The 20,005-nt window shown below is 64.8% G+C and carries 16 protein-coding genes; 5 read left to right on the top strand and 11 right to left on the bottom strand.

Features of this window, described 5'->3' with window-relative positions; translation table 11 throughout:
• The first annotated feature begins 60 nt into the window (after positions 1 to 60).
• Both U5775_RS22820 and U5775_RS22815 read left to right on the top strand, forming a co-directional pair.
• The gene (locus U5775_RS22820; RefSeq protein WP_415913634.1) at positions 61 to 1,584 is read left to right on the top strand and encodes a sugar ABC transporter ATP-binding protein; all 1,524 of its coding nucleotides are present in this window, start codon (positions 61 to 63) and stop codon (positions 1,582 to 1,584) included.
• A 62-nt stretch (positions 1,585 to 1,646) separates the two neighbouring features.
• Complete coding sequence (locus U5775_RS22815; protein ID WP_415913633.1) at positions 1,647 to 2,669, top strand: ABC transporter permease; 1,023 nt, start codon at positions 1,647 to 1,649, stop codon at positions 2,667 to 2,669.
• On the opposite strand, the gene U5775_RS22810 is transcribed toward U5775_RS22815, so the two are convergent.
• Entirely contained in the window at positions 2,670 to 3,398 is a 729-nt protein-coding gene (locus U5775_RS22810) for a DeoR family transcriptional regulator (protein ID WP_322060359.1), read from the bottom strand.
• Positions 3,399 to 3,619: 221 nt separating this feature from the next.
• Between U5775_RS22810 and U5775_RS22805 the strand changes: the two genes are divergently transcribed.
• Positions 3,620 to 4,276, top strand: coding sequence for a glutathione S-transferase family protein (locus U5775_RS22805; RefSeq protein ID WP_322060358.1), 657 nt, complete (start codon positions 3,620 to 3,622; stop codon positions 4,274 to 4,276).
• Between the two features lie 131 nt (positions 4,277 to 4,407).
• Here U5775_RS22805 and U5775_RS22800 read toward each other — a convergent pair whose 3' ends face one another.
• The gene (locus U5775_RS22800; protein WP_322060357.1) at positions 4,408 to 5,130 is read right to left on the bottom strand and encodes an OmpA family protein; all 723 of its coding nucleotides are present in this window, start codon (positions 5,128 to 5,130) and stop codon (positions 4,408 to 4,410) included.
• Between the two features lie 360 nt (positions 5,131 to 5,490).
• On the opposite strand from U5775_RS22800, the gene U5775_RS22795 reads away from it, so the two are divergent.
• Positions 5,491 to 6,981 (top strand): M81 family metallopeptidase, encoded by a 1,491-nt coding sequence (locus U5775_RS22795; RefSeq protein ID WP_322060356.1) that lies wholly within the window; start codon positions 5,491 to 5,493, stop codon positions 6,979 to 6,981.
• A gap of 4 nt (positions 6,982 to 6,985) precedes the next feature.
• On the opposite strand, the gene U5775_RS22790 is transcribed toward U5775_RS22795, so the two are convergent.
• A complete protein-coding gene (locus U5775_RS22790) occupies positions 6,986 to 7,441 on the bottom strand; it encodes a DUF1269 domain-containing protein (protein WP_322060355.1) in 456 nt (151 codons plus the stop codon).
• 366 nt (positions 7,442 to 7,807) lie between these two features.
• On the opposite strand from U5775_RS22790, the gene U5775_RS22785 reads away from it, so the two are divergent.
• Complete coding sequence (locus tag U5775_RS22785) at positions 7,808 to 8,083, top strand: DUF3331 domain-containing protein (protein ID WP_322060354.1); 276 nt, start codon at positions 7,808 to 7,810, stop codon at positions 8,081 to 8,083.
• Between the two features lie 27 nt (positions 8,084 to 8,110).
• Here U5775_RS22785 and U5775_RS22780 read toward each other — a convergent pair whose 3' ends face one another.
• From U5775_RS22780 to U5775_RS22745, 8 genes are all read right to left on the bottom strand, one after another.
• A complete protein-coding gene (locus tag U5775_RS22780; protein ID WP_322060419.1) occupies positions 8,111 to 9,055 on the bottom strand; it encodes a LysR family transcriptional regulator in 945 nt (314 codons plus the stop codon).
• Positions 9,056 to 9,082: 27 nt separating this feature from the next.
• Complete coding sequence (locus tag U5775_RS22775; RefSeq protein ID WP_322060353.1) at positions 9,083 to 9,994, bottom strand: bestrophin family protein; 912 nt, start codon at positions 9,992 to 9,994, stop codon at positions 9,083 to 9,085.
• A 123-nt stretch (positions 9,995 to 10,117) separates the two neighbouring features.
• On the bottom strand, positions 10,118 to 11,125 hold the full coding sequence (gene cydB / locus U5775_RS22770) for a cytochrome d ubiquinol oxidase subunit II (RefSeq protein WP_322060352.1): 1,008 nt from the start codon (positions 11,123 to 11,125) through the stop codon (positions 10,118 to 10,120).
• A gap of 4 nt (positions 11,126 to 11,129) precedes the next feature.
• Positions 11,130 to 12,518: a cytochrome ubiquinol oxidase subunit I gene (locus tag U5775_RS22765; protein ID WP_322060351.1), complete on the bottom strand. Its 1,389-nt coding sequence runs from the start codon at positions 12,516 to 12,518 to the stop codon at positions 11,130 to 11,132.
• A gap of 88 nt (positions 12,519 to 12,606) precedes the next feature.
• Entirely contained in the window at positions 12,607 to 14,880 is a 2,274-nt protein-coding gene (locus U5775_RS22760; protein WP_322060350.1) for an FdhF/YdeP family oxidoreductase, read from the bottom strand.
• A 74-nt stretch (positions 14,881 to 14,954) separates the two neighbouring features.
• On the bottom strand, positions 14,955 to 17,792 hold the full coding sequence (locus tag U5775_RS22755) for an ATP-dependent Clp protease ATP-binding subunit (protein WP_322060349.1): 2,838 nt from the start codon (positions 17,790 to 17,792) through the stop codon (positions 14,955 to 14,957).
• Positions 17,793 to 17,842: 50 nt separating this feature from the next.
• Positions 17,843 to 18,691, bottom strand: coding sequence for a family 1 encapsulin nanocompartment shell protein (locus U5775_RS22750; RefSeq protein WP_322060348.1), 849 nt, complete (start codon positions 18,689 to 18,691; stop codon positions 17,843 to 17,845).
• Positions 18,684 to 19,760, bottom strand: a complete 1,077-nt coding sequence (locus U5775_RS22745) for a Dyp-type peroxidase (protein ID WP_322060347.1) — start codon at positions 19,758 to 19,760, stop codon at positions 18,684 to 18,686. Before U5775_RS22745 ends, U5775_RS22750 begins: the two co-directional genes overlap by 8 nt.
• Between the last annotated feature and the right edge of the window lie 245 nt (positions 19,761 to 20,005).

Raw genomic sequence — 20,005 nt, 5'->3', positions numbered from 1 at the left:
CGCCACGCGCGAACGTAATGGACGTACTGAACGTTGGGTCGGATCACGATGGATCGGGATATGGCTTCATCAGAACCGCTATTGCAGGTGCTCGGCGTGCACAAGCGCTTTACCGGCGTGCACGCGCTGCGCGGCGTCACGCTCACGTTCGAGCGCGGGCAGATTTATCACCTGCTCGGTGAGAATGGCTGCGGCAAGAGCACGCTCATCAAGATTATTTCGGGCGCGCAGCCGCCCGACGAAGGCGAGCTCGTGATCGACGGCGCGCGTCACGCGCGGCTCTCGCCGCTGGAATCGCTCGCGGCTGGCATCGAGACCGTCTATCAGGATCTTTCGCTGCTGCCCAACATGAACGTAGCCGAGAACGTCGGGCTCACGGCCGAGCTGGCGGAGCACGGCGGCCGCCTCGCGCGCACGTTCGACCGCCGCGAGCTGGCCAGCACGGCTGCGCGCGCGCTCACGGCGGTGGGGCTGCCCGGCGACGCGGAGTTCCAGACGACGCTCATCGAACAGTTGCCGCTCGCGACGCGCCAGCTCGTCGCGATCGCGCGCGCGATTGCGAGCGAGGCGAAGTTCGTGATCATGGACGAGCCCACGACCTCGCTCACGCAAAAGGAAGTGACGAACCTGATTGCCGTGCTCGACCAGTTGCGCGCGCGCGGCGTGACCGTGCTGTTCGTGAGCCACAAGCTCGACGAGTGCTACGCGATCGGCGGTGAAGTCATCGTGCTGCGCGACGGCCAGAAAGTCACGCAAGGGCCGATCACGAATTACACCAAGGCGCAGTTGAGCGCGCTGATGACGGGGCGCGAGCTCTCGACCGAGCGCTATCGCGCCGCCGCGCCCGCGGCCGATGTGCTGCTCGAAGTGCGCGGGCTGGGCCGGGCGGGCGCGTTCAGCGACGTCTCGTTCACGCTGCATCGCGGCGAGATACTCGGCATCACGGGCCTGCTCGACTCGGGGCGCAACGAGGTGGCGCGCGCGCTGGCCGGCGTCGCGCCCGCGCACACCGGTACGGTCACGCTCGAAGGCCGCCCGATCCGGCTCGCGACGCCCGGCGACGCCAGGCGCGAGCGCATCGGCTACGTGCCCGAAGACCGCCTGAACGAAGGGCTCTTTCTCGACAAGCCGATTCGCGACAACGTTATCACCGCGATGATCGCGAGCCTGCGCGACCGCTTCGGCCAGATCGACCGCGTGCGTGCCCGCGCACTGGCCGAAGACACCGTGAAGGAGTTGCAGATCGCCACGCCGAATGTGGAGAAGGCCGTGCAATCGCTTTCGGGCGGCAACCAGCAGCGCGTACTGATCGGCCGCTGGCTCGCCATCGACCCGCACGTGCTGATCCTGCATGGACCGACCGTGGGCGTGGACGTGGGATCGAAGGACATCATCTACCGCATCATGCAGCGGCTCTCGGAGCGCGGCATCGGCATTCTGCTCGTGAGCGACGATCTGCCCGAATTGCTGCAGAACTGCGACCGCGTGCTGATGATGCGTAAAGGACGCGTGGCCGACGCGTATCCCGCCGATGGCCTCACCGAGGCCGAGCTGTATCGGGCGTTGCTTGCCGAGGCGGCATGAAGCGCGGCCCTCATCGAAATGGCGTCATTGCAGCAGGATCCAGCATGAGCATGAATCAGACAATGAGCTCTTCCAATACCGTCGAAGCCGCGCGCTCCTCGCCGCCGCTGAACTGGCGCGCGAAGCTCGCACGCAATCCCGAGTGGTTCACGGCCACGCTGATCGTCATTACCTGCGTGATCGTGGCGGCCATCAATCCGCGCTTCCTGCAATGGGCGACGCTGTTCGATCTGCTCCATTCCGCCACGACCACTTCGCTGTTCGCGCTCGGCACGCTCGTGGTGCTCGCTTCGGGCGGCATCGACGTATCGTTCACGGCCATCGGCGCGCTCACGATGTACGCGATCACCAAGGCCGTGTTCGCGTGGTGGCCCGACGCGCCGTTCGCGCTGATCCTGCTCGCGGGCGCGCTGGGCGGCATCGTGCTCGGCATGCTCAACGGCCTGCTCGTGCACCGGCTGCAGGCGCCTTCGCTGATCGTGACGATCGGCACGCAATATCTCTACCGCGGCGTGCTGCTGACCTTCATCGGCACGACGTTCTTCATGAATATCCCGCACAGCATGGATCATTTCGGCCGCATTCCGCTCATCGCCTACAAGACGGCCGACGGGCTGAACGCGGTGCTGCCGGTTTCCGCGCTCGCGCTCGTGGCGGGCGCCGCGCTCACCTGGTGGCTGCTCAACCGCACGATGATGGGGCGCGGCGTCTACGCAATGGGCGGCAGCACCGCGATCGCGGACCGGCTCGGCTTCAACCTGCGGGCGATCCGTCTTTTCGTGTTCGGCTATACGGGGTTTCTGGCGGGCATCGCGGGCATCCTGCACGTCGCGAACAACCGGCTCGCCAATCCGTTCGACCTCGTGGGATCGGAGCTCGACGTGATCGCGGCCGTCATTCTGGGCGGCGCACGCATCACGGGCGGCAGCGGGACCGTGCTGGGGACGCTGCTCGGCGTCGCGCTCGTCACGCTCATCAACAACGTGCTGATACTCGTGGGCGTGCCCAGCACCTGGCAGAAGGTGATCGTGGGCGCGTTCATTCTGGTGGCCGGCACGCTGTTCGCGTTGCGGCGCCGTAGTTGATCAGGCGTTGCGCTTGCGCGTCTGCTGGTCTTTTTCGGTAATGATGGAGTCGAAGTCCTCCATCTGCGAAAAGCGCCACGCCTTCACGACGCCGAATTTGCTTGCGTCCACAACCAGATGGCGCTCGACGGCGCTGGCCATGGCGGCCTGCTTGATCGCCACTTCGTGAACGTTCCAGCAGGTGACGCCGCGTGCGGGATCGACGCCGCCCGCCGAAATAAAGGCCTTGTTGATGCCCATGCGCCGCAATGTTTCGAGGCTGTCCGCGCCCGAGAAAGAATCCGACGAAGGCACATAGACGCCGCCCAGCAGGATCATGCGCACGTTGGGCATGCGCCGCAGAATTTCGGCGACATTGAGCGAATAGCACACGGCCGTGATCTGCAGTTGCGCCGGGATCAGACGCGCGAACGCGGCGAGCGTCGTGCCGCAGTCGATGAAGATGGTGTCGTTTTCCGCCACGAGCCGGGCCGCGTGCGCGGATGCCTGCGCCTTCGCCTGCGCGAAGTGGTCCTTTTCCTGCTCGAGCGAGTAGCCGACCGCGTTGGGCACGTCGTCGGCGCTCACGATGTAGCCGCCCAGATAGGTGAAGTGGCCCGGATTCGCGGCGATGTCGCGACGCACGGTCATCTCGGAGACGCCGAGCAGGCCGGCCGCATCGCGCAGATGCATCACGTTGTGTTTGGCGAGCGCTTCGGCAAGCGTTTTCAGCCGGTCGGCTTTGGACATGGGGATCGGGGCGGCGCCGGTTGGGAAGCAGTCCGGCGAGCGTTAGATTTATTTCGGATGGTTGATCGAATTATAACAAATTCGATTGCACGCGCCGCAGATTCCGGCGGATATTCGCGCAGTTGCACGCGCGCCGGATCTCATGTCCGCCGTTTGCGCTAGTCTTGCGGCTGCAACGGTAATCGCAAGATTCGCAACCGCCCCATTTCGGAGATCCCACGATGTCGCTCGCGCTCTACGGTCATCCCTTTTCGTCTTACACGCAGAAGGTGCTCGTCGCGTTGTACGAGAACGGTACGCCGTTCGAATTCCGCAGCATCGGGCCGGATTCGCCGCATATGGCCGACTGGCTGCAATACTGGCCGCTGCGCAAATTCCCGGTGCTCGTGGACGGCGAGCGCAGTGTGGCCGAGACGAGCATCATCATCGAGTACCTGCAGCTCGCGCATCCGGGCCCCGTGCGCCTGTTGCCCGCCGAGCCGATGGCCGCGCTCGACGCGCGCTTTCTCGACCGCTTCTTCGATCTGCATGTGATGACGCCGGTGCAGCGCGCCGTCGACGGCGCCTTGACCGGCGACGCGGCGAGGCGCGCGGACGGTCTCGCTTTTGCGGAGCAAAAGCTGGAGTTGGCTTACGCCTGGCTCGAAACGCAGCTCGCGCGCAGGACCTGGGCGGCGGGAGCGGACTTCTCGATGGCGGACTGCGCGGCGGCACCTTCGCTGTTTTACGCCGACTGGACCTGGCGGATTCCGGAAACGTTTCCAGTGCTGCGCGCGTATCGCGCACGCCTGCTCGCACGACCGTCGTTCGCGCGCGCGGTGGAGGAGGCGCGGCCCTACCGGCCGCTATTTCCACTGGGCGCGCCGGACCGCGATTGAGGTCACGTGCAGCAGCGTGCGCGCCGGTACGGAGCGATAGAAAAAGGAGTGCTTATTAAATCCCGTGATGCGTATCGCCCGAAGGACTTCGCGTGTCCAGAAGGCGATACGCACACAAAATGAGGACTGCGTTACATCGTGGCCCCGGCCGGCGCAAGCGGCGCGTAACGATTGCCGGTGCGCGCATGCGTGACGATCTCGACGCGACGGTCCGGCTGCAGGCAGGACACGAGGCTGTCGCGCGATTGATTGTCGGAGCAATGCGTGATTGGATCTTGCGGGCCCATTCCCCGCGCATCGATGCGTTCGGCCGGGATTCCTTGCTCGACGAGCAGGGCTTTCACGGCATCCGCGCGCCGCTGGGACAATTCCATGTTGTACGAGGACGAGCCCAGGCGGTCCGTATAGCCGCGTACCTCGATGCGGCCGAAGTGCGCCGCACTAAGCTTCGCCGCGATCTCGCGAATGTCGGCGCGGCCGCCCGGCAGCACGTCGGAGACGTCGCCGCGATCGAACGGGAACAACGCATCGGCCGAGAGCCTCATCACCTGGACCACGGGCGCGGGCGGCGGGGGCGGCGCGACGGCCTCGCGCGCCACGGCGCTCCAGTGTCCGCGCACCCAGACGTAGCGGCCCTGATCCCAGCCCCAATAGCCGCGTACCCAGACGTAGCCGACGCGCGGCGGCGGCGCGGCCTCATAAACGGGTGCGGGCGGGGCGATCACGACCATCTGGGCCGATGCGGGCGCGATGCCCGCAAACCATGCGGTGGCGAGAAGCGTACCGGCCACGAGTCCGCTGACGATGCGGCGGCTCGGGTTGCGTTCGGTGCTGCGAAAAAGGGCTTTTTTCATGGTGCGTCGTACGAATCGTTTAGGACTTGTCGAGCGAAGGGCGCTCAGGCCGTATTCGAAGCGTAGCGGTTCGCCATATGAAAAGACTTTGCCAAGTGTAAGTAAACGTCGGCGCCGCAAATGCGCTGCGTGGGGGCGCAAGGCGGGGCATCGGGCCGGAACTGGCGGGTTTTTGCGCCCGCCGCGGCGAAGGCAGGGTAATGCGTGCGGCGTAATGCGTGGTAATGGCCCGCGAGAGAATTGAAAGTTTTGCCGCTGGGTAGAATGAACCCCGAACCACTCCATGCAAGGGACTTTATCGATGCAAGCTCAGGAATCGATGCGCGACGCCACGGCGCGCGCGCTCGGGGAGGACGCCGCATGAAGATCCTCATCGCCCGCATGAATCACGAGACCAACACGTTCTCGCCGGTCGCGACGCCGCTTGCCGCGTTCGGCGCCCACGGCCCCACGTGGGGCGAGGACGCGTATCGCGAGAACAAGGGCATGCGCACGGCCATGTCGGCGTTCCTCGATGCGGCCGAGCGTGTGGGCGCGCAGATCGTGACGCCCGTGTCGGCTTCGGCGAATCCGAGCGGCCCCGTGGCCGCCGCCGCATACGAGGCGATCTGCGACGCGATCGTGGCCGCCGCGCCCGGTTGCGATGCGGTGATGCTCGATCTGCACGGCGCGATGGTCGCCGAAACGACGCCCGACGGCGAAGGCGATTTGCTCGAACGCCTGCGCGCCGCGCTGCCCGATGCGCCGATTGCGGTCGCGCTCGATCTGCACGGCAACGTCACGCAAAAGATGATCGACCACGCCGACGTGATCGTGAGCTTCAAGACCTATCCGCACGTGGACATGTACGAGACGGGCGAGCACGCCGCGCGCCTCCTGCTCGCGCGCGTCGAGGGGCGTGCGCGTCCGGTGCTCGCGTGGCGGCGGCCGCCGCTGCTCACGTCCACGCTGCGCAGTTCGAGCGCGGACGGAGCGATGCGCCGCGCCGTCGAGGCCGCGCGCGCCGCCGAGGCGCAGGGCATGCTGGCCGTTTCGGTGCTCGCGGGCTTCTCGCTCGCCGACATTCCCGCGCCGTGCATCAGCGTGGTGGTCGTGGGCGACGGCGATGCCGCCGCGGCCGAAGCGGTCGCCGAACGCCTCGCGCGGCAGATCTGGCACGAGCGCGACGACTTTGTCTATCGCAGTCCGCCGCTCGTGGAATCGGTCGCGCGCGCCGCGCAGCTTGCGCAGGAAGCGGAGCAGACGGGCAAGCCCGTGCTCCTGCTCGATCACGGCGACAACTGCATGTCGGGCGGCACTTGCGACACGATGGATCTGCTCGAAGCGGCGCTCGCGCAGGGCCTCACGGGCCTGGTGAGCGGCCCGCTGTGCGACCCCGAGGCCGTGGCCGCGCTGATCGAAGCGGGCGTGGGCGCACGGGTGACGCTCGGCATCGGCAACAAGCTCGCGCGTGAAGGCGTTGCGCCGCGCGCGCCGTTCATGGCAACGGGCGTCGTGCGCGCCATCACCGATGGCGAATACGTGATCACGGGCCCGACCTATACGGGCCAGCGCGCCCATATGGGACGCGCGGCGGTGCTCGACATGGGGGGCGCCGCGCTCGTCATCACCGAGCGCACGCACGAGCCCTGGGACCTGGGCGTGTTCGAGAGCGTGGGCGTCGATCCGCGCCGCGCGCGCTTTCTGTTGCTCAAATCGCGCATGTATTGCCGGCCCGTATTCGTGCCGATCGCGGCCGCGCTCGTCGAATGCGACAGCCGTGGCGTGACGGGCTCGGACTATGGGCTCTTTCGCTATACGCGTCTCGCGCGTCCGGTTTATCCGCTCGATGAGGAGGTTGCGTGGCAGTAAGGGCCTACTCGGGAAACGCCTTTCTGTGCACGCTGCCCCCGTAGCCGTTGACGACATTGTCGACGGCGAAGGGCGAGGCCTCGTCGGCTTCAAGAATGACCGCTGCGCTGCCCGGTGTGAGTTTCGCCGAGACGGCCTTCACGAACTCGCTGTCGAGCAGCGTGCGCAGCGCGTGGCCGGCGAGCCCCGCGCTTGCGCCCGCCGTAAAGCCCAGCACGGAGCCGACGGGCCCGCCGAGCATCCCGATCAAGGTGCCGCTCAGCGCGCCTATGACGGTTCCCCACCACGAGCGCGTTTGCCGGTCGAGAATCGTTAGCGATCCTGAATCATCCTTGCCGACGACAACGCCACTATGGATCGTGAAGCCCTCGTCCTTTTCGGCAAAGTCCCGGAAATCTTGACAAGCCTTCTCGGCCGTATCTAATGTATTGAAGACGGCGACAATCAACGTGTTTGCCATGATGGACCATCCGTGAATTTCATCGCATTCACGGTAATACTAGTCAATCGCATCGTTACCGTGCCGCAATATTTTCCGATTCGAAGTATCGGATCGACGGTGAACACTTTCAGACCTCAGATGCTAGCATGCGATAAACGGGGCACGCTCCCGTGATCCGATCGTAGCACTAAGCATTTCGTAAGAAATGCTGGAACACGAATTGCGAATCGCGTGAACCTAAGCCAGGGGAGGCAGAAGATGCGAGAAATCGGTGCCGTCGATGCGTGGGAACATACGCTCAGCCTGTTAAGCGGAGGCTCGGCCTCCCGCAGCAAGCGCAGTCAAGCCAGCCGCCCACGAACGGGCCCGAAGCAGGAGGATGCCGTGCAGGCCACGCCGGCGCTGCGCGAGCATCTGGCCGTCGTGGAGACGTGGTCCGAGAATCTGGTCTCGGTGTCGTGGAGCGATCCCACGAGCGGGCGATGCTCGGAGCAACCGTGGCGGCTGTGCATCGCGAGAAAGAGCGGCGTATGCGCGTTGACGGGCGCCAGCATCCGGCGCGGCGACAGAGTCTACCGGCCGTTTTCCAGGAAGCTGATGGCGATGAACGCGGGCTGGGTCGTGCTGGCTTCGGCGTTGGAACCCGCCATGTCCATTTGAACGACCGCCACGCAAAAGGCGCTGCCTTCAGCCCTCGCGGCGCAGCGCCAGTTGCGCGCTGTCTTCGCCATCGAGCGTGCCCAGGAATCCGGGCACGCATTGCTTCAGGATGTTGACGACCATGCGCACGCGCGCCGGCACCGGCCGCTGCGCGCGCGTGAGCACGTGGAGCTCCTGCGCCGGCACGCCATAGTGCGGCAGCAGCTCGACGAGCCGTCCGCTCGCGAGCGCGTCGACGCACGCAAACGACTCCACCACGCCGATCCCCAGGCCCTCGGTAACCATTCGGTACATCGCTTTCCAGTGATTGGTGGTGATCGCGGTGCGAATCGCGACGCTTTCCTGCGTGGTCGAGGCGTCCACGAGCGGCAACTGATCCGAGCCAAACAGCCCTTTGAGGCGGATGAACGGATGCTTGATGAGATCCGATGGATCGGCAATCGGCTCGTGCCGCGAGAGATAGTCAGGCGAGGCCACGAGCACGCGCTCCACCTGGCCCAGCCGGAACGCAAAGAACGCACCTTCGCTCACTTGTCCCTGACGAAACGAAATATCGATGCCCTCGGTCACGAGATCGACGATCCTGTCGTTCAATGCGAGGTCGATATTCAATTGCGGATATGCTTCGCGCACCAACCTCAACGCCTCGGGCAGGATCACTTCGCCAAAGCAATGCGGCGCGCCAATGCGAATGGCGCCCTTGAGAATATGGCCGTCGTTGGAGACTTCCGCAATGGCCTGTTCGGCAGCCGCAAGAATCTTCTTGCTGCGCTCATAGAAGATCTCGCCTTCGGGCGTGCACTTGAACGTGCGCGCGTTGCGCAGCAGGAGGCGGCATCCGAGATACTTTTCGAGGCGTTCGATACGCTCGCTCGCCGCCGGCTGGCCGATATTCAGATCGCGCGCCGCGCTGGAGATACTGCTCCGTTCGACGGCGCGGACATAGATACGCATTGCTTCCAGAAGATTCACTTGCAAGGCCAGTCGTGTCGTACACGTTCAGGTGAGTTGATAAGGACGTACGGGCTTGACCGGCTCGGGCACCGGGCATCCGCATAGTTCGAGCACGGTGCGCTCGATGTTGCGCGACATGGCGTCGAGCGCCAGCGCATTGGGCGCGGTGCTGAACGGGTCGGCCACTTCGCTCGCGATGGCTTCGAGCGCGATCAGCGTATAGGAGATGAACACGCAGAGCAGCGGCGTGAAGAACTCCGTCGAATCGACGAGCCCGAACGGCAGCAGCACGCAATAGGCGTAGACGGTCCGGTGCAGCAGCACGTTGTAGGCAAACGGGATGGGCGTGGAAGCAATGCGCTCGCAGCCGCCGACGATCTTGCCCAGTTCGTTGACCTGCGCATCGAACATCCAGAGCTTGGTATCGGACGTATGGCCCCGATGCTGCGGGCTCGCGAGGTCGTGGCGGATCTCGTTGAGGATCGCAATGGGCTTGTAGACCTGGTCGCTCAGGCGTTCGGTTTGCTCGCTGCCGAGCAGGCGCAGGAAGTCGGGCGTAGGGTCCGTGCCGCGCAATTCATGCTTGAGCGCGTAGACAAAGCCAATCAGTTGCTGGGCGATACGCAACGTATCGGTGCGCTCGGGAACGTAGCAAAGCATTTGCGAAGTGAGCGCGCGCGCGGCGTTCAGCAGGCTGCCCCACAAATGGCGCGCCTCGTTGAACCGCTCATAGCTGGCGTTGTTGCGAAACGCGAGGAAGATCGCGAGCGCGACGCCGAATAGCGTGAAGGGTGCCGTATTCAGCGGGATCTTCTCGCCGAATACGCGCCCGTGCGTCAACACCGCGAGACTGCTCACGACCGCCATGAAAATCAGTTGCGGGATGATCGATTGCAGCACCGAGCCATTCCATATGAACAGCAGCCGGAACCAGTTCTCCCTGGGCCTCACAATCATGATGTGCTCTTTTCGTGTATCGAAGGGCGGCAGCGCCGCCCGGGCGCTTCATTCAGCGCCCGTAATGGAGTGAAGAGGCGAGGGGTATGGCGCGCCTGGCGGCGCGCCACGGCGCTCGTGCGATCAGTGGTAGCCCGCGTCTCCTTCCCGGACCTTGCCGCGGAACACGCGATACTGCATGGCGTTGTAGACGAGAATGACCGGCAGCACGATGACCGTGCCCACGAGCGCGAAGAGCTGGCTCGAATGGCTCGACGAGGCCTGCCAGATCGTGAGCGAGGGCGGAATGATGTACGGCCAGATGCTGATCACGAGCCCGGTGTAGCCGAGAAAGCAGATCGCGAGCGTGAGCAGGAAGGGCATGGCCTCATGCTGGCGGCCCACCGAGCGGAAGATGCCCGCGACGCACACGAGCACGAGAACGGGCACGGGCAGGAACCAGCCGAGATCGCCGCTCGCGAACCAGCGCTGCGCGACGGCCGGCAGGCCCAGCACCGTCCACAGGCTCACCACGGCGATGGCGGCCAGCAAGACGGCGGCGAGCGGGCGCATCAACTGGCGCATCTTGCGCTGCAACTCGCCGTCGGTCTTGAGAATGAGCCAGCCGCAGCCGAGCGCTGCGTAAGTAATCAGGACACCGAATCCGCAAAACACGCTGAACGGTGAGAACCAGTCGAACGGGTCGCCCGCGAACTTGTCGTCGACGATCTTGATGCCTTGCAGGAGCGAGCCCAGCACGATGCCCTGGCACATGGCCGCGAGCGCCGAGCCGCCGATGAACGCGAGGTCCCAGGCATGCTGCGTGCGAGTGGCTTTCGCGCGCAATTCGAATGCGGCGCCGCGAAAGATCAGGCCCACGACCATGAGGATGAGCGGCATGTAGTTGGCGGGCAGCAGCGTCGAATAGACCACGGGAAATGCGCCATAGAGGCCCGCGCCGCCCAGCACGAGAAAGGTCTCGTTGCCGTCCCAGACCGGCGCGACCGTGTTGAGCATGACCTCGCGTTCGCCTTTGCCTTCGAAGAACGGAAACAGCAGGCCAATGCCGAGATCGAAGCCGTCGAGCATCACGTAGATGAAGACCCCGAGTCCGATGATGGCGGCCCAGATAACAGGAAGATCGATTTGCATGGCGTCACTCTCCCGACACGGCGTCCAGCGCCCGGTTGTGCAATCCAGGGTACTTCAGCGATTCTTGGCTTTCGATGCCTTCGGCAGGGCCGTTCTTCATCATCTTCAGCATGTAGTAGGCGCCCGTGCCGAACACGAGGCAGTAGACGATCACGAGTATCAGCAGCGAAACGCCCGCTTGCTGCGCACCGATCGGCGACACCGAATCCACGGTGCGCATGACGCCGTACACGGTCCAGGGCTGGCGTCCCACCTCGGTCGTGATCCAGCCGGCCAGCAACGCCAGAATGCCGGACGGCCCCATGCAGAAGACGAACCACTGATACCAGCGCGTTTCATAGAGACGCCCGCGCAGCCGCAGCCAGAGGCCCAGCAGCGCGGCCAGCAGCATCAGCATGCCGAGCCCGGCCATGATGCGGAAGGTCCAGAACACGATGGGCGAATAGGGGCGGTCCTGCGGCGGAAATTCCTTGAGGCCGCGAATCTCGCCGTTCCAGCTATGCGTGAGAATCAGGCTGCCCAGATGCGGAATCTGGATGGCGTAGCGCGTGACTTCCGCGTTCATGTCGGGCAGGCCGACGAGATTGAGCGCGGTGCCGCCATGCTCGGTTTCCCAGAGCCCTTCGATGGCCGCGATCTTGGCCGGCTGATATTCGCGCGTGTTCAGGCCGTGCGCGTCGCCCACGACGATCTGCACCGGTGCGAGCACGAGCAGAATCCAGAGCGCCATCGAAAAGCTGCGCTTGACGGGCACGTCGCGCCGCCCGTGCAGCAGATGCCACGCGCCGCACGCCGCCACGATGAAGGCCGCCACGATGAACGCGGCAATCGTCATATGCGCGAGCCGGAACGGGAACGACGGGTTGAAGATCACCTTGAACCAGTCCACCGGCACGATGCGGCCGTTCTCGATGGCATAGCCCTGGGGCGTCTGCATGAAGCTGTTGGAGGCGAGAATCCAGAACGTGGAGATCAGCGTGCCGACGGCGACCATCAGCGTGGAAAAGAAGTGCGCCTTGGGGCTCACGCGATTCCAGCCGAACAGCATGACGCCGAGAAAGCCTGCTTCGAGGAAGAAGGCCGTGAGCACTTCATAGGTCAGCAGCGGCCCGGTGATATTGCCGGCGACCGTCGAAAAGCCGCTCCAGTTCGTGCCGAACTCGTAGGCCATCACGACGCCGGAGACCACGCCCATGCCAAAGCCCACCGCGAAGATCTTCGACCAGAAGCGGTACATGTCCTTGTAGGCCGCGTCGCCGGTCAGCAGCAGGCGCCATTCGAGCACGGCGAGAAAGCTCGCCATGCCAATGCTGATCGCCGGAAAAATAATGTGGATCGAGACTGTGAATGCAAACTGGAGCCTCGCCAGATGAAATGCGTCGAAGATGTGCATGATGGGTGCGAGCTCCAGGTATGCAGAGGAGGGGGCCGGGCGAGTCGGTCATGGCTCGCCCGGGCGGCCGGGAATGCGCAGTGCCGGGTCAGGCGGCCGCGCGCACGACGCGTACCGGCACCGACTTGTACGAGGGCGTGCCGCTTTCCTTGTCGATATAGTCGAGCGGCACGAGCACGTTGGCCTCCGGGTAGTAGGCCGCCACCGATCCCTTCGCAATGCTGTAGACGATCGCCGTGATATTCGCGAGGCGCAGCGTGCGTCCGGGCGTGAGCGTTTCGATGTCGACCAGGTCGCCGTGCTCGATGCCTTTTTCCGCCATGTCCGCTTCGTTCATGAACAGCACGTCGCGCCGCCCGAACACGCCGCGGTAACGGTCGTCCATCGCATAGATCGTTGTGTTGTACTGATCGTGGCTGCGGATCGTGATGAGCCGCATCACGTTTTCGCCGCCCAGCACGTCGGCGTCTTCCTTCACGCCGCCGTAGACCGAGAACATGGCCTTGCCCGATGGCGTGTGCCACTGGCGCTCGGTGGGCGGCAGCGGCAGGCGGAATCCGCCGGGCACGCGAATGCGCGCGTTGAAGTCCTCGAAGCCCGGTACGGTCCTCTCGATCAGGTCGCGAATCTTGTCGTAATCGGCGATGAGCTCCATCCACGGCAGCCTGGTGTTCGGCAGCGCGGCGCGCGCCATGCCGGCCACGATCGCGGGCTCGGAGCGCAGGTGCTCGGAAGCGGGCGTGAGCTTTCCGGCCGAGGCATGGACCATGGACATGGAATCCTCCACCGTGATCGACTGCCTGCCGGTGGTTTGCATGTCGAGTTCGGTGCGGCCGAGGCAAGGGAAAATATAGGTCTCCTTCGAAACCAGCAGATGCGTGCGATTGAGCTTGGTGCCGATATGCACGCCCAGATCGAGCTTGGCCATCGCGGGGAAGGACTGCTCCGAATCGGGCAGCGCGACCGCGAAGTTGCCGCCGAGGCAGAGCAGCGCCTTGGCCTTGCCGTCGATCATCGCCTGCATGGCCTGGACCGCGTCGTGCCCGTGTTCGGCGGGCGGGGTGAAGCCGCACGCATCTTCAATCAGCTTGAGGAAGGCTTCCGAAGGCTTCTCGGTAATGCCCACCGTGCGATTGCCCTGCACGTTGGAGTGGCCGCGCAGCGGGCAAATGCCGGCGCCGGGCTTGCCGAAGTTGCCGCGCAGAAGCAGCAGGTCGGCAATCAGCCGCACGTTCGCCGTGCCCTTGTTGTGCTGCGTGATGCCCATGCCATAGGTGACGATCGTCGCGTTCGACTTCGCGTAGGCGATCGCGACATGCTCGAGGTCCGGCCGCGTGAGGCCGCTCGCTTTTTCGATGTCGTCCCACGAGGTGGCTTCGAGGTCCGCGGCGAACGCGTCGAAGCCTTGCGTATGCGCGGCGATGAACTCCTTGTCGAGCACATTGCCTTCCTCGGCCTCCATCGCGAGCAGCGCCTTCATGATGCCCTTGAGCGCCGCCGCGTCGCCGCCCGCGTCGACCTGGAAATACGTCGAGGCGATGCGGGTCGAGCTGAACGTCGCCATCTCGAACATGCTCTGCGGATCGGCGAAGCGTTCGAGCGCGCGCTCGCGCAGCGGGTTGAAGACGATGATGGGCACGCCGCGCCGCGACGCTTCATGGAGCGTGCCCATCATGCGCGGATGGTTCGTGCCGGGGTTGTGGCCGATGGAGATGATGAGCTCGGCCGAGTCGAAATCTTCGAGCGAAACCGTGCCCTTGCCGATGCCGATCGACTGCGGCAGGCCCACGCTGGTGGGCTCGTGGCACATGTTCGAGCAATCGGGGAAATTGTTCGTGCCGTATTCGCGCGCGAACAGTTGATAGAGATACGCGGCTTCGTTCGAGGCGCGGCCGGACGTGTAGAACTCCACCTGGTCCGGCGTGAGCGAGCGCAGAATCTCGCCGATGCGCGCGAACGCGTCCTCCCAGTCCACGGCGCGGAACGTATCGGTCGCGCGGTCGTAGACGAGCGGATGCGTGAGCCGGCCCATGTCCTCGAGCTCGTAGTCGGTCTTCTGGAGCAGCGAGGTGACCGTATTGGCCGCGAAGAACTCGGGCGTCACGCGCTTGGTCGTGGCCTCCCAGGTCACGGCCTTGGCGCCGTTCTCGCAGAACTGGAAGGTCGAGCGGTGCTCCTTGTCGGGCCACGCGCATCCGGGGCAATCGAAACCGTCGGGCTGGTTCGTGCGCAACAGCACAATGGGTGCCTCGATGCTTTCCATTTGCTGGTGGATGGCCTGAGCGGTCGCCCGCAGCGCGCCCCAGCCGCCGGCGGGCCCATCGTAGGGGTGGATGCCGGGCACTTCGCGTTGCTTGGTCATAGGAAACTCCATAACGGTTCAGGCTGCGGGTTCAAGGTGCGCCCCTTGCGGGGCGCCGCTCTGCCTCGGATGAATTACTCGGCGCTCGCGCCGGACTCGCGCGTGCTGCGCTTCTTGCGTCCCTTTCCGGCCACAGCGCTTTTCGCGGGCGCTTCGCCTTCGGCGTCCTTCGTCACATCTTCGCCGTTGGATGCCTTCGCGGTTTTTGATCGGGAATCCGAACTGATTGAAGAGTCTGGCGACGCTATTTTGTTGAATTTGACTTCGTCGCTGTCCTTGTCGTAGTCGATTTCCACGCTGTCGCCGGGCTTCAGCGCATCGCCGAGAATCTCCTTCGCGAGACGCGTTTCCACTTCCTGGCGGATCTTGCGCTTCAGTTCGCGGGCGCCGAATTCGGGCTGATAGCCGACATCGACCATATGATCGACGAGCGTTTCGCCGATCTTCAGCGTGATGTCCTGCGCCGCCGCCGTGCGCACCACACGGTCGAGCTGAATCTGCACGACCGCGCGAATGTTTTCCTTCGAGAGCGCGTTGAAGATGATGATCTCGTCGATACGATTGAGGAACTCGGGGCGGAAGTGGCCCTTGAGCACCTGCATCATTGCCTCGCGGATGGCCTTGTCGCTCTTGCGTTCGGCTTCGGGCTGCGAGAGGTTCTCCATGATGATCGGCGCGCCCAGATTGCTCGTGGCGATGATCACCGTATTGCTGAAGTCCACCACGCGGCCCTTGCCGTCGGTAAGCCGGCCGTCGTCGAACACCTGGAGCAGCACGTTGTAGACGTCCGGGTGCGCCTTCTCGATCTCGTCGAGCAGGATCACGCTATAAGGGCGGCGTCGCACGCGCTCGGTGAGCTGGCCGCCTTCGTCGTAGCCCACATAGCCGGGCGGCGCGCCGATCAACCGCGCCACGGCATGGCGTTCCATGTACTCGCTCATGTCGATGCGGATGATGGCCTGCTCGTCGCCGAACACGCTTTCCGCGAGAGCCTTCGCAAGCTCGGTCTTGCCCACGCCCGTGGGTCCGAGGAACAGGAAAGTGGCAATCGGCCGGTGCTCCTGGCCGAGGCCCGCACGCGAGAGACGCACGGCGTCGCTGACCGCGACCACGGCGTCGTCCTGGCCCACCACGCGCTCGCGCAGCTTGTCTTCCATCTTGAGCAGCTTCTGGCGCTCCTCCTGCGTAAGCTCGGCCACCGGAACGCCGGTGAGGCGCGAGACCACCTCGGCCACCGAGGCCACCGTGACTTCGAGCGTTTCGGAGCCGGTCTTGCGCTGCCACGCCTCCATTTGCTCGTCGAGCTGCTTTTGCTTGCCGCTGATACGCTCTTCGAATGCCTTCGCCTCGTCGTAGCGCTTGCGCGAGGACGCGTAATCCTGCTCGCGCTTGAGCTGCGCGACTTCTGCTTCGAGCTCCTGAATATCGGCGGGCCGTGAGGTCGCGCCGATGCGCACGCGCGCCGCCGCCTGATCGATCAGGTCGATGGCCTTGTCGGGCAGAAAGCGCGAGGTGATGTAGCGGTCCGACAATTCGGCCGCCGCGACGAACGCGTCGTCGGCGAAGGTGACCTGGTGGTGCGCTTCGAGCTTGTCGCGCAGGCCGCGCAGGATCACGATCGTCTGCTCGACGCTGGGCTCGGGCACGAGCACGGGCTGGAAGCGCCGTTCGAGCGCCGCGTCCTTTTCGATGTACTTCTGGTACTCGTTGAGCGTGGTCGCACCGATGAGGCTCAGCTCGCCGCGCGCGAGCGCCGGCTTGAGCACGTTCGCGATGTCGAGCCCGCCTTCGCCGCCGCCTTGCCCCGCGCCCACGATCGTATGCAGCTCGTCGATGAAGAGCACGAGTTCGTCGTTCTTCGCCGTGACCTCGTCGATCAACTGCTTCGCGCGCTCCTCGAACTCGCCGCGATACTTCGCGCCCGCAACCATCGAGTTGATGTTCACTTCGACGAGCCGCTTGCCGCGCAGCACCTCGGGCACGTCGCCGTTCACGATGCGCTGCGCGAGCCCTTCTACGATGGCCGTTTTGCCCACGCCCGGCTCGCCGATCAGCACCGGATTGTTTTTCTTGCGGCGCGCGAGCACTTCGATCGTGCTTTCGATTTCCTGCGCGCGGCCCAGCACCGGATCGAGTTTGCCCTGGCGCGCGAGCGCGGTGAGATCGCGGCCGAACTTGTCGAGATTCGGCGTGCCGCTCGGGGTCTCGACGCGGCCGTCTTCCGCGCCCTTGCCCACGACCTTGACCACTTTCTGCCGCAACGCCTCGGGCGTCACGCCATATTTTTTGAGCAGGGTGCCGGCGAGACTGTCGGGCACGGCGGCAAGGCCGATCAGCAGATGCTCGGGGCCGACATAGGAATGACCGAGGTCGCGCGAAGCCTGGAACGCATACTGGAAGGCTTTTTTCAGGCGCGGCGAGACGGTCATGCGCACCTCTTCGTCATCGTCGTCGCTGGCGGTGCCGTGCTTCGCGTGCTCGTCGATATAGCTCTTGATGTCCTGCGGCGAGAGCTTGAGCTCCTTGAGCAAGGTCGCGCACACGTCGGTGTCGGCGAGCACGTAGAGCACATGCTCGGTATCGAGCTCCGTGCGGTGCAGCTCGTGCGCTTTCTCCGCGGCGCGCTGCAGGAGCTCCATCGTTTGCTCGCTGAACGCCTCGGTGGCGTCGACCGACTCGCGCGGCACGCTGGCCGAGAGACCTTCTTCGTCGCCCATGCCGCTCAGGAGACGCGAAAGGCCGCCGCCCCCGCCGCCGAGCAGCGAGTCGAACGGATTGAGCATGCTTTGATGACGCATCAACTGCCGATAGTGGTAGTCGCAGATCGACAGCGATTTGCGCTCGCCATCTTCGGTCACGACAACGCGCGCAACGGCGGGACGGGCATGGCAGATATCGCAGAGTGTGGGCATGGTCGTGTCACCTCTATCCGTGGGGAAGTTCGTTCTGCAAATGAATGGCGTCAGCCTGCCGCTTTGGGCGCCGTGGCCGACGCGGTGGTCGACCCGGTTGCCGAAAGCGCGAGCGGCACCGACGCCTCGCTGGTCAGCATCAAAAACGTGAAGGTTACGCGCAGGTACAAACGGACGCGGGTGTCCGTGTGATTCAGATAGCCGATCGAGAGGTCCTCGCCGAGATGCAGTTCGTAGTCGCCGCCGCGCGTGGACAGCACGCTGCCGCCCTGGATCGCGGGCGCCCAGATGATCTTGCCGTTGACGATACGGCGAAGATGCTCGATGACCGGATAGCCCTGGTCGCGCGCTTCGGCGAGCGCTGTATAGGCGTCGGCGCCTAGCAGCACGGAATAGGGGCCGTCCACGCCGGCGAGGCGCAGCGCCTCCAGCGCGTTGCTGATGGCGGTCGGGTAGTCGTCCACGTCGGTGGGCAGCGCGACGGGCGCGTTGGACGAGGCCGGGCGTATGCCCACGATGCCGGCCGCCGCATAGCCGTCGAAAATGGCGCGGTCCTCCGCGAACGCGAGCGCCTTTGCAGCGTCTTTCGCGGGCTGCCAGTCGGAGTCCTCCGCGCCGCGCTCGACGTCGTCGATGGCGTCTCGTTGCAGCTCGAACGGCACGGTCAATTCCACGAGCGCGCGCGCCTCGCGCAATCTCGCGCCAACGCCTTGCTCCGGCGAGTCGATCGCGCGCAGGTGGCCGGTGCCCACGGCGCCCAGCGTGGCGCCCTTCGGGCCTTCGACGTCCACCACGCGACGCCCCGCAACGGAGCGCTTGAAGGTGCGGGCCACTTCCGCTTCGATCTGTGCCCATGCCGCGTCCGAAATGGGCGCGAGTTCGCGATGCAGATTACGCATGATTCCTGGTGTCCTTCATGTGGGTTTCCCTGAGCGAGTCCCTGAGCGAGCCGATATTCAATGAACCGTCCTCATTCGCGCCGGCGCTCGCCGCTGCGCCGGACGAGCGAGCCCAGGCGGCCTGCGCGCCGGGTTCGACGAGCGCATCGAGCATGTCGGCCGAAGGGACGAAAAACAGATTGCCGGTGACGGCCTGGCTGAAATCGAGCAGGCGGTCGTAATTGCCCGGCGGCCGGCCGACGAACATGTTGCGAAGCATCTGCTCGATGGGCGCGGGCGAGCGCGCATAGCCGATGAAATAAGTGCCGAACTCCTTTTCGCCGACACGGCCGAACGGCATGTTGTCGCGCAGGATCTTGATCTCCTGGCCGTCCTCGTCGAGCGTCGTGAGCGAGCTGTGCGAATTCGTCGGTTTGACGTCGGGCGCGAGCTCGATATCGGAAAGCTTCTTGCGGCCGATGATGCGCTCCTGCGCTTCGACCGGCAGCGCATTCCAGCCTTTCATGTCGTGCAGGTATTTCTGCACCATCACATAGCTGCCGCCTGCGAACGTGGCGTCCTCGTCGCCGATCAGCGTGAAGTGCGTGGCGTCGTTGCCCTGCGGATTCTCGGTGCCGTCGACAAAGCCGATTACGTCGCGCATGTCGAAGAAGCGAAAGCCGTGGACTTCGTCCACGACCGTGACGGCGTCGCCGAGTCGTTCGAGCATCTGCGTGGCCAGCTCGAAGCACAGGTCCATATGCGAGGCGCGAATGTGCAGGAGAATGTCGCCCGGCGTTGCGATCGCCGCGCGATTGCCGGCACGGATTTCCTGAAACGGATGCAACGCGGCAGGACGCGGATTGCCGAACAACGCATCCCATGCGCTGGAGCCAAACCCGCACACGCAGGACAAGTACGCGGACGGCACGCGCTTGCCGACCGCGCGCACGAGTGCGGAGATGTCGCCGCACCAGTCGCGCACCACGGACGCATGGCCGGCGCCGGCATTGAGCGTGGCGACGATGAAGATCGCGCTGGACGTAACCGGACTCACGACGGCTTGCGGATCGGGCTTGGGCATGGGCATCAGACGACTCCTGCGGTAACCGCGAACGGTACGCCCGGACATATCGCCCAAGCGGTTAATGAGCGGTTAATGCGCTCGACTTGCCTCGCACACTGGCGTACGAGATGAAACTGGCGTTCTCTCACCACGCACGATCTTTCGTAGAGTAGGTCTCTTGCATGCCGCCGCAAAGGTCAGCCGCAAAGGAATTGAAATGTCATGAAGTGGTGGGCGGGCGTATCCGGATCGGTCTGAAACGGGCCCAT

The sequence above is a fragment of the Paraburkholderia sp. J63 genome, assembly GCF_905220245.1.
Lineage (GTDB): Bacteria > Pseudomonadota > Gammaproteobacteria > Burkholderiales > Burkholderiaceae > Paraburkholderia.
This window is presented reverse-complemented; position numbering and strand designations above follow the sequence as displayed.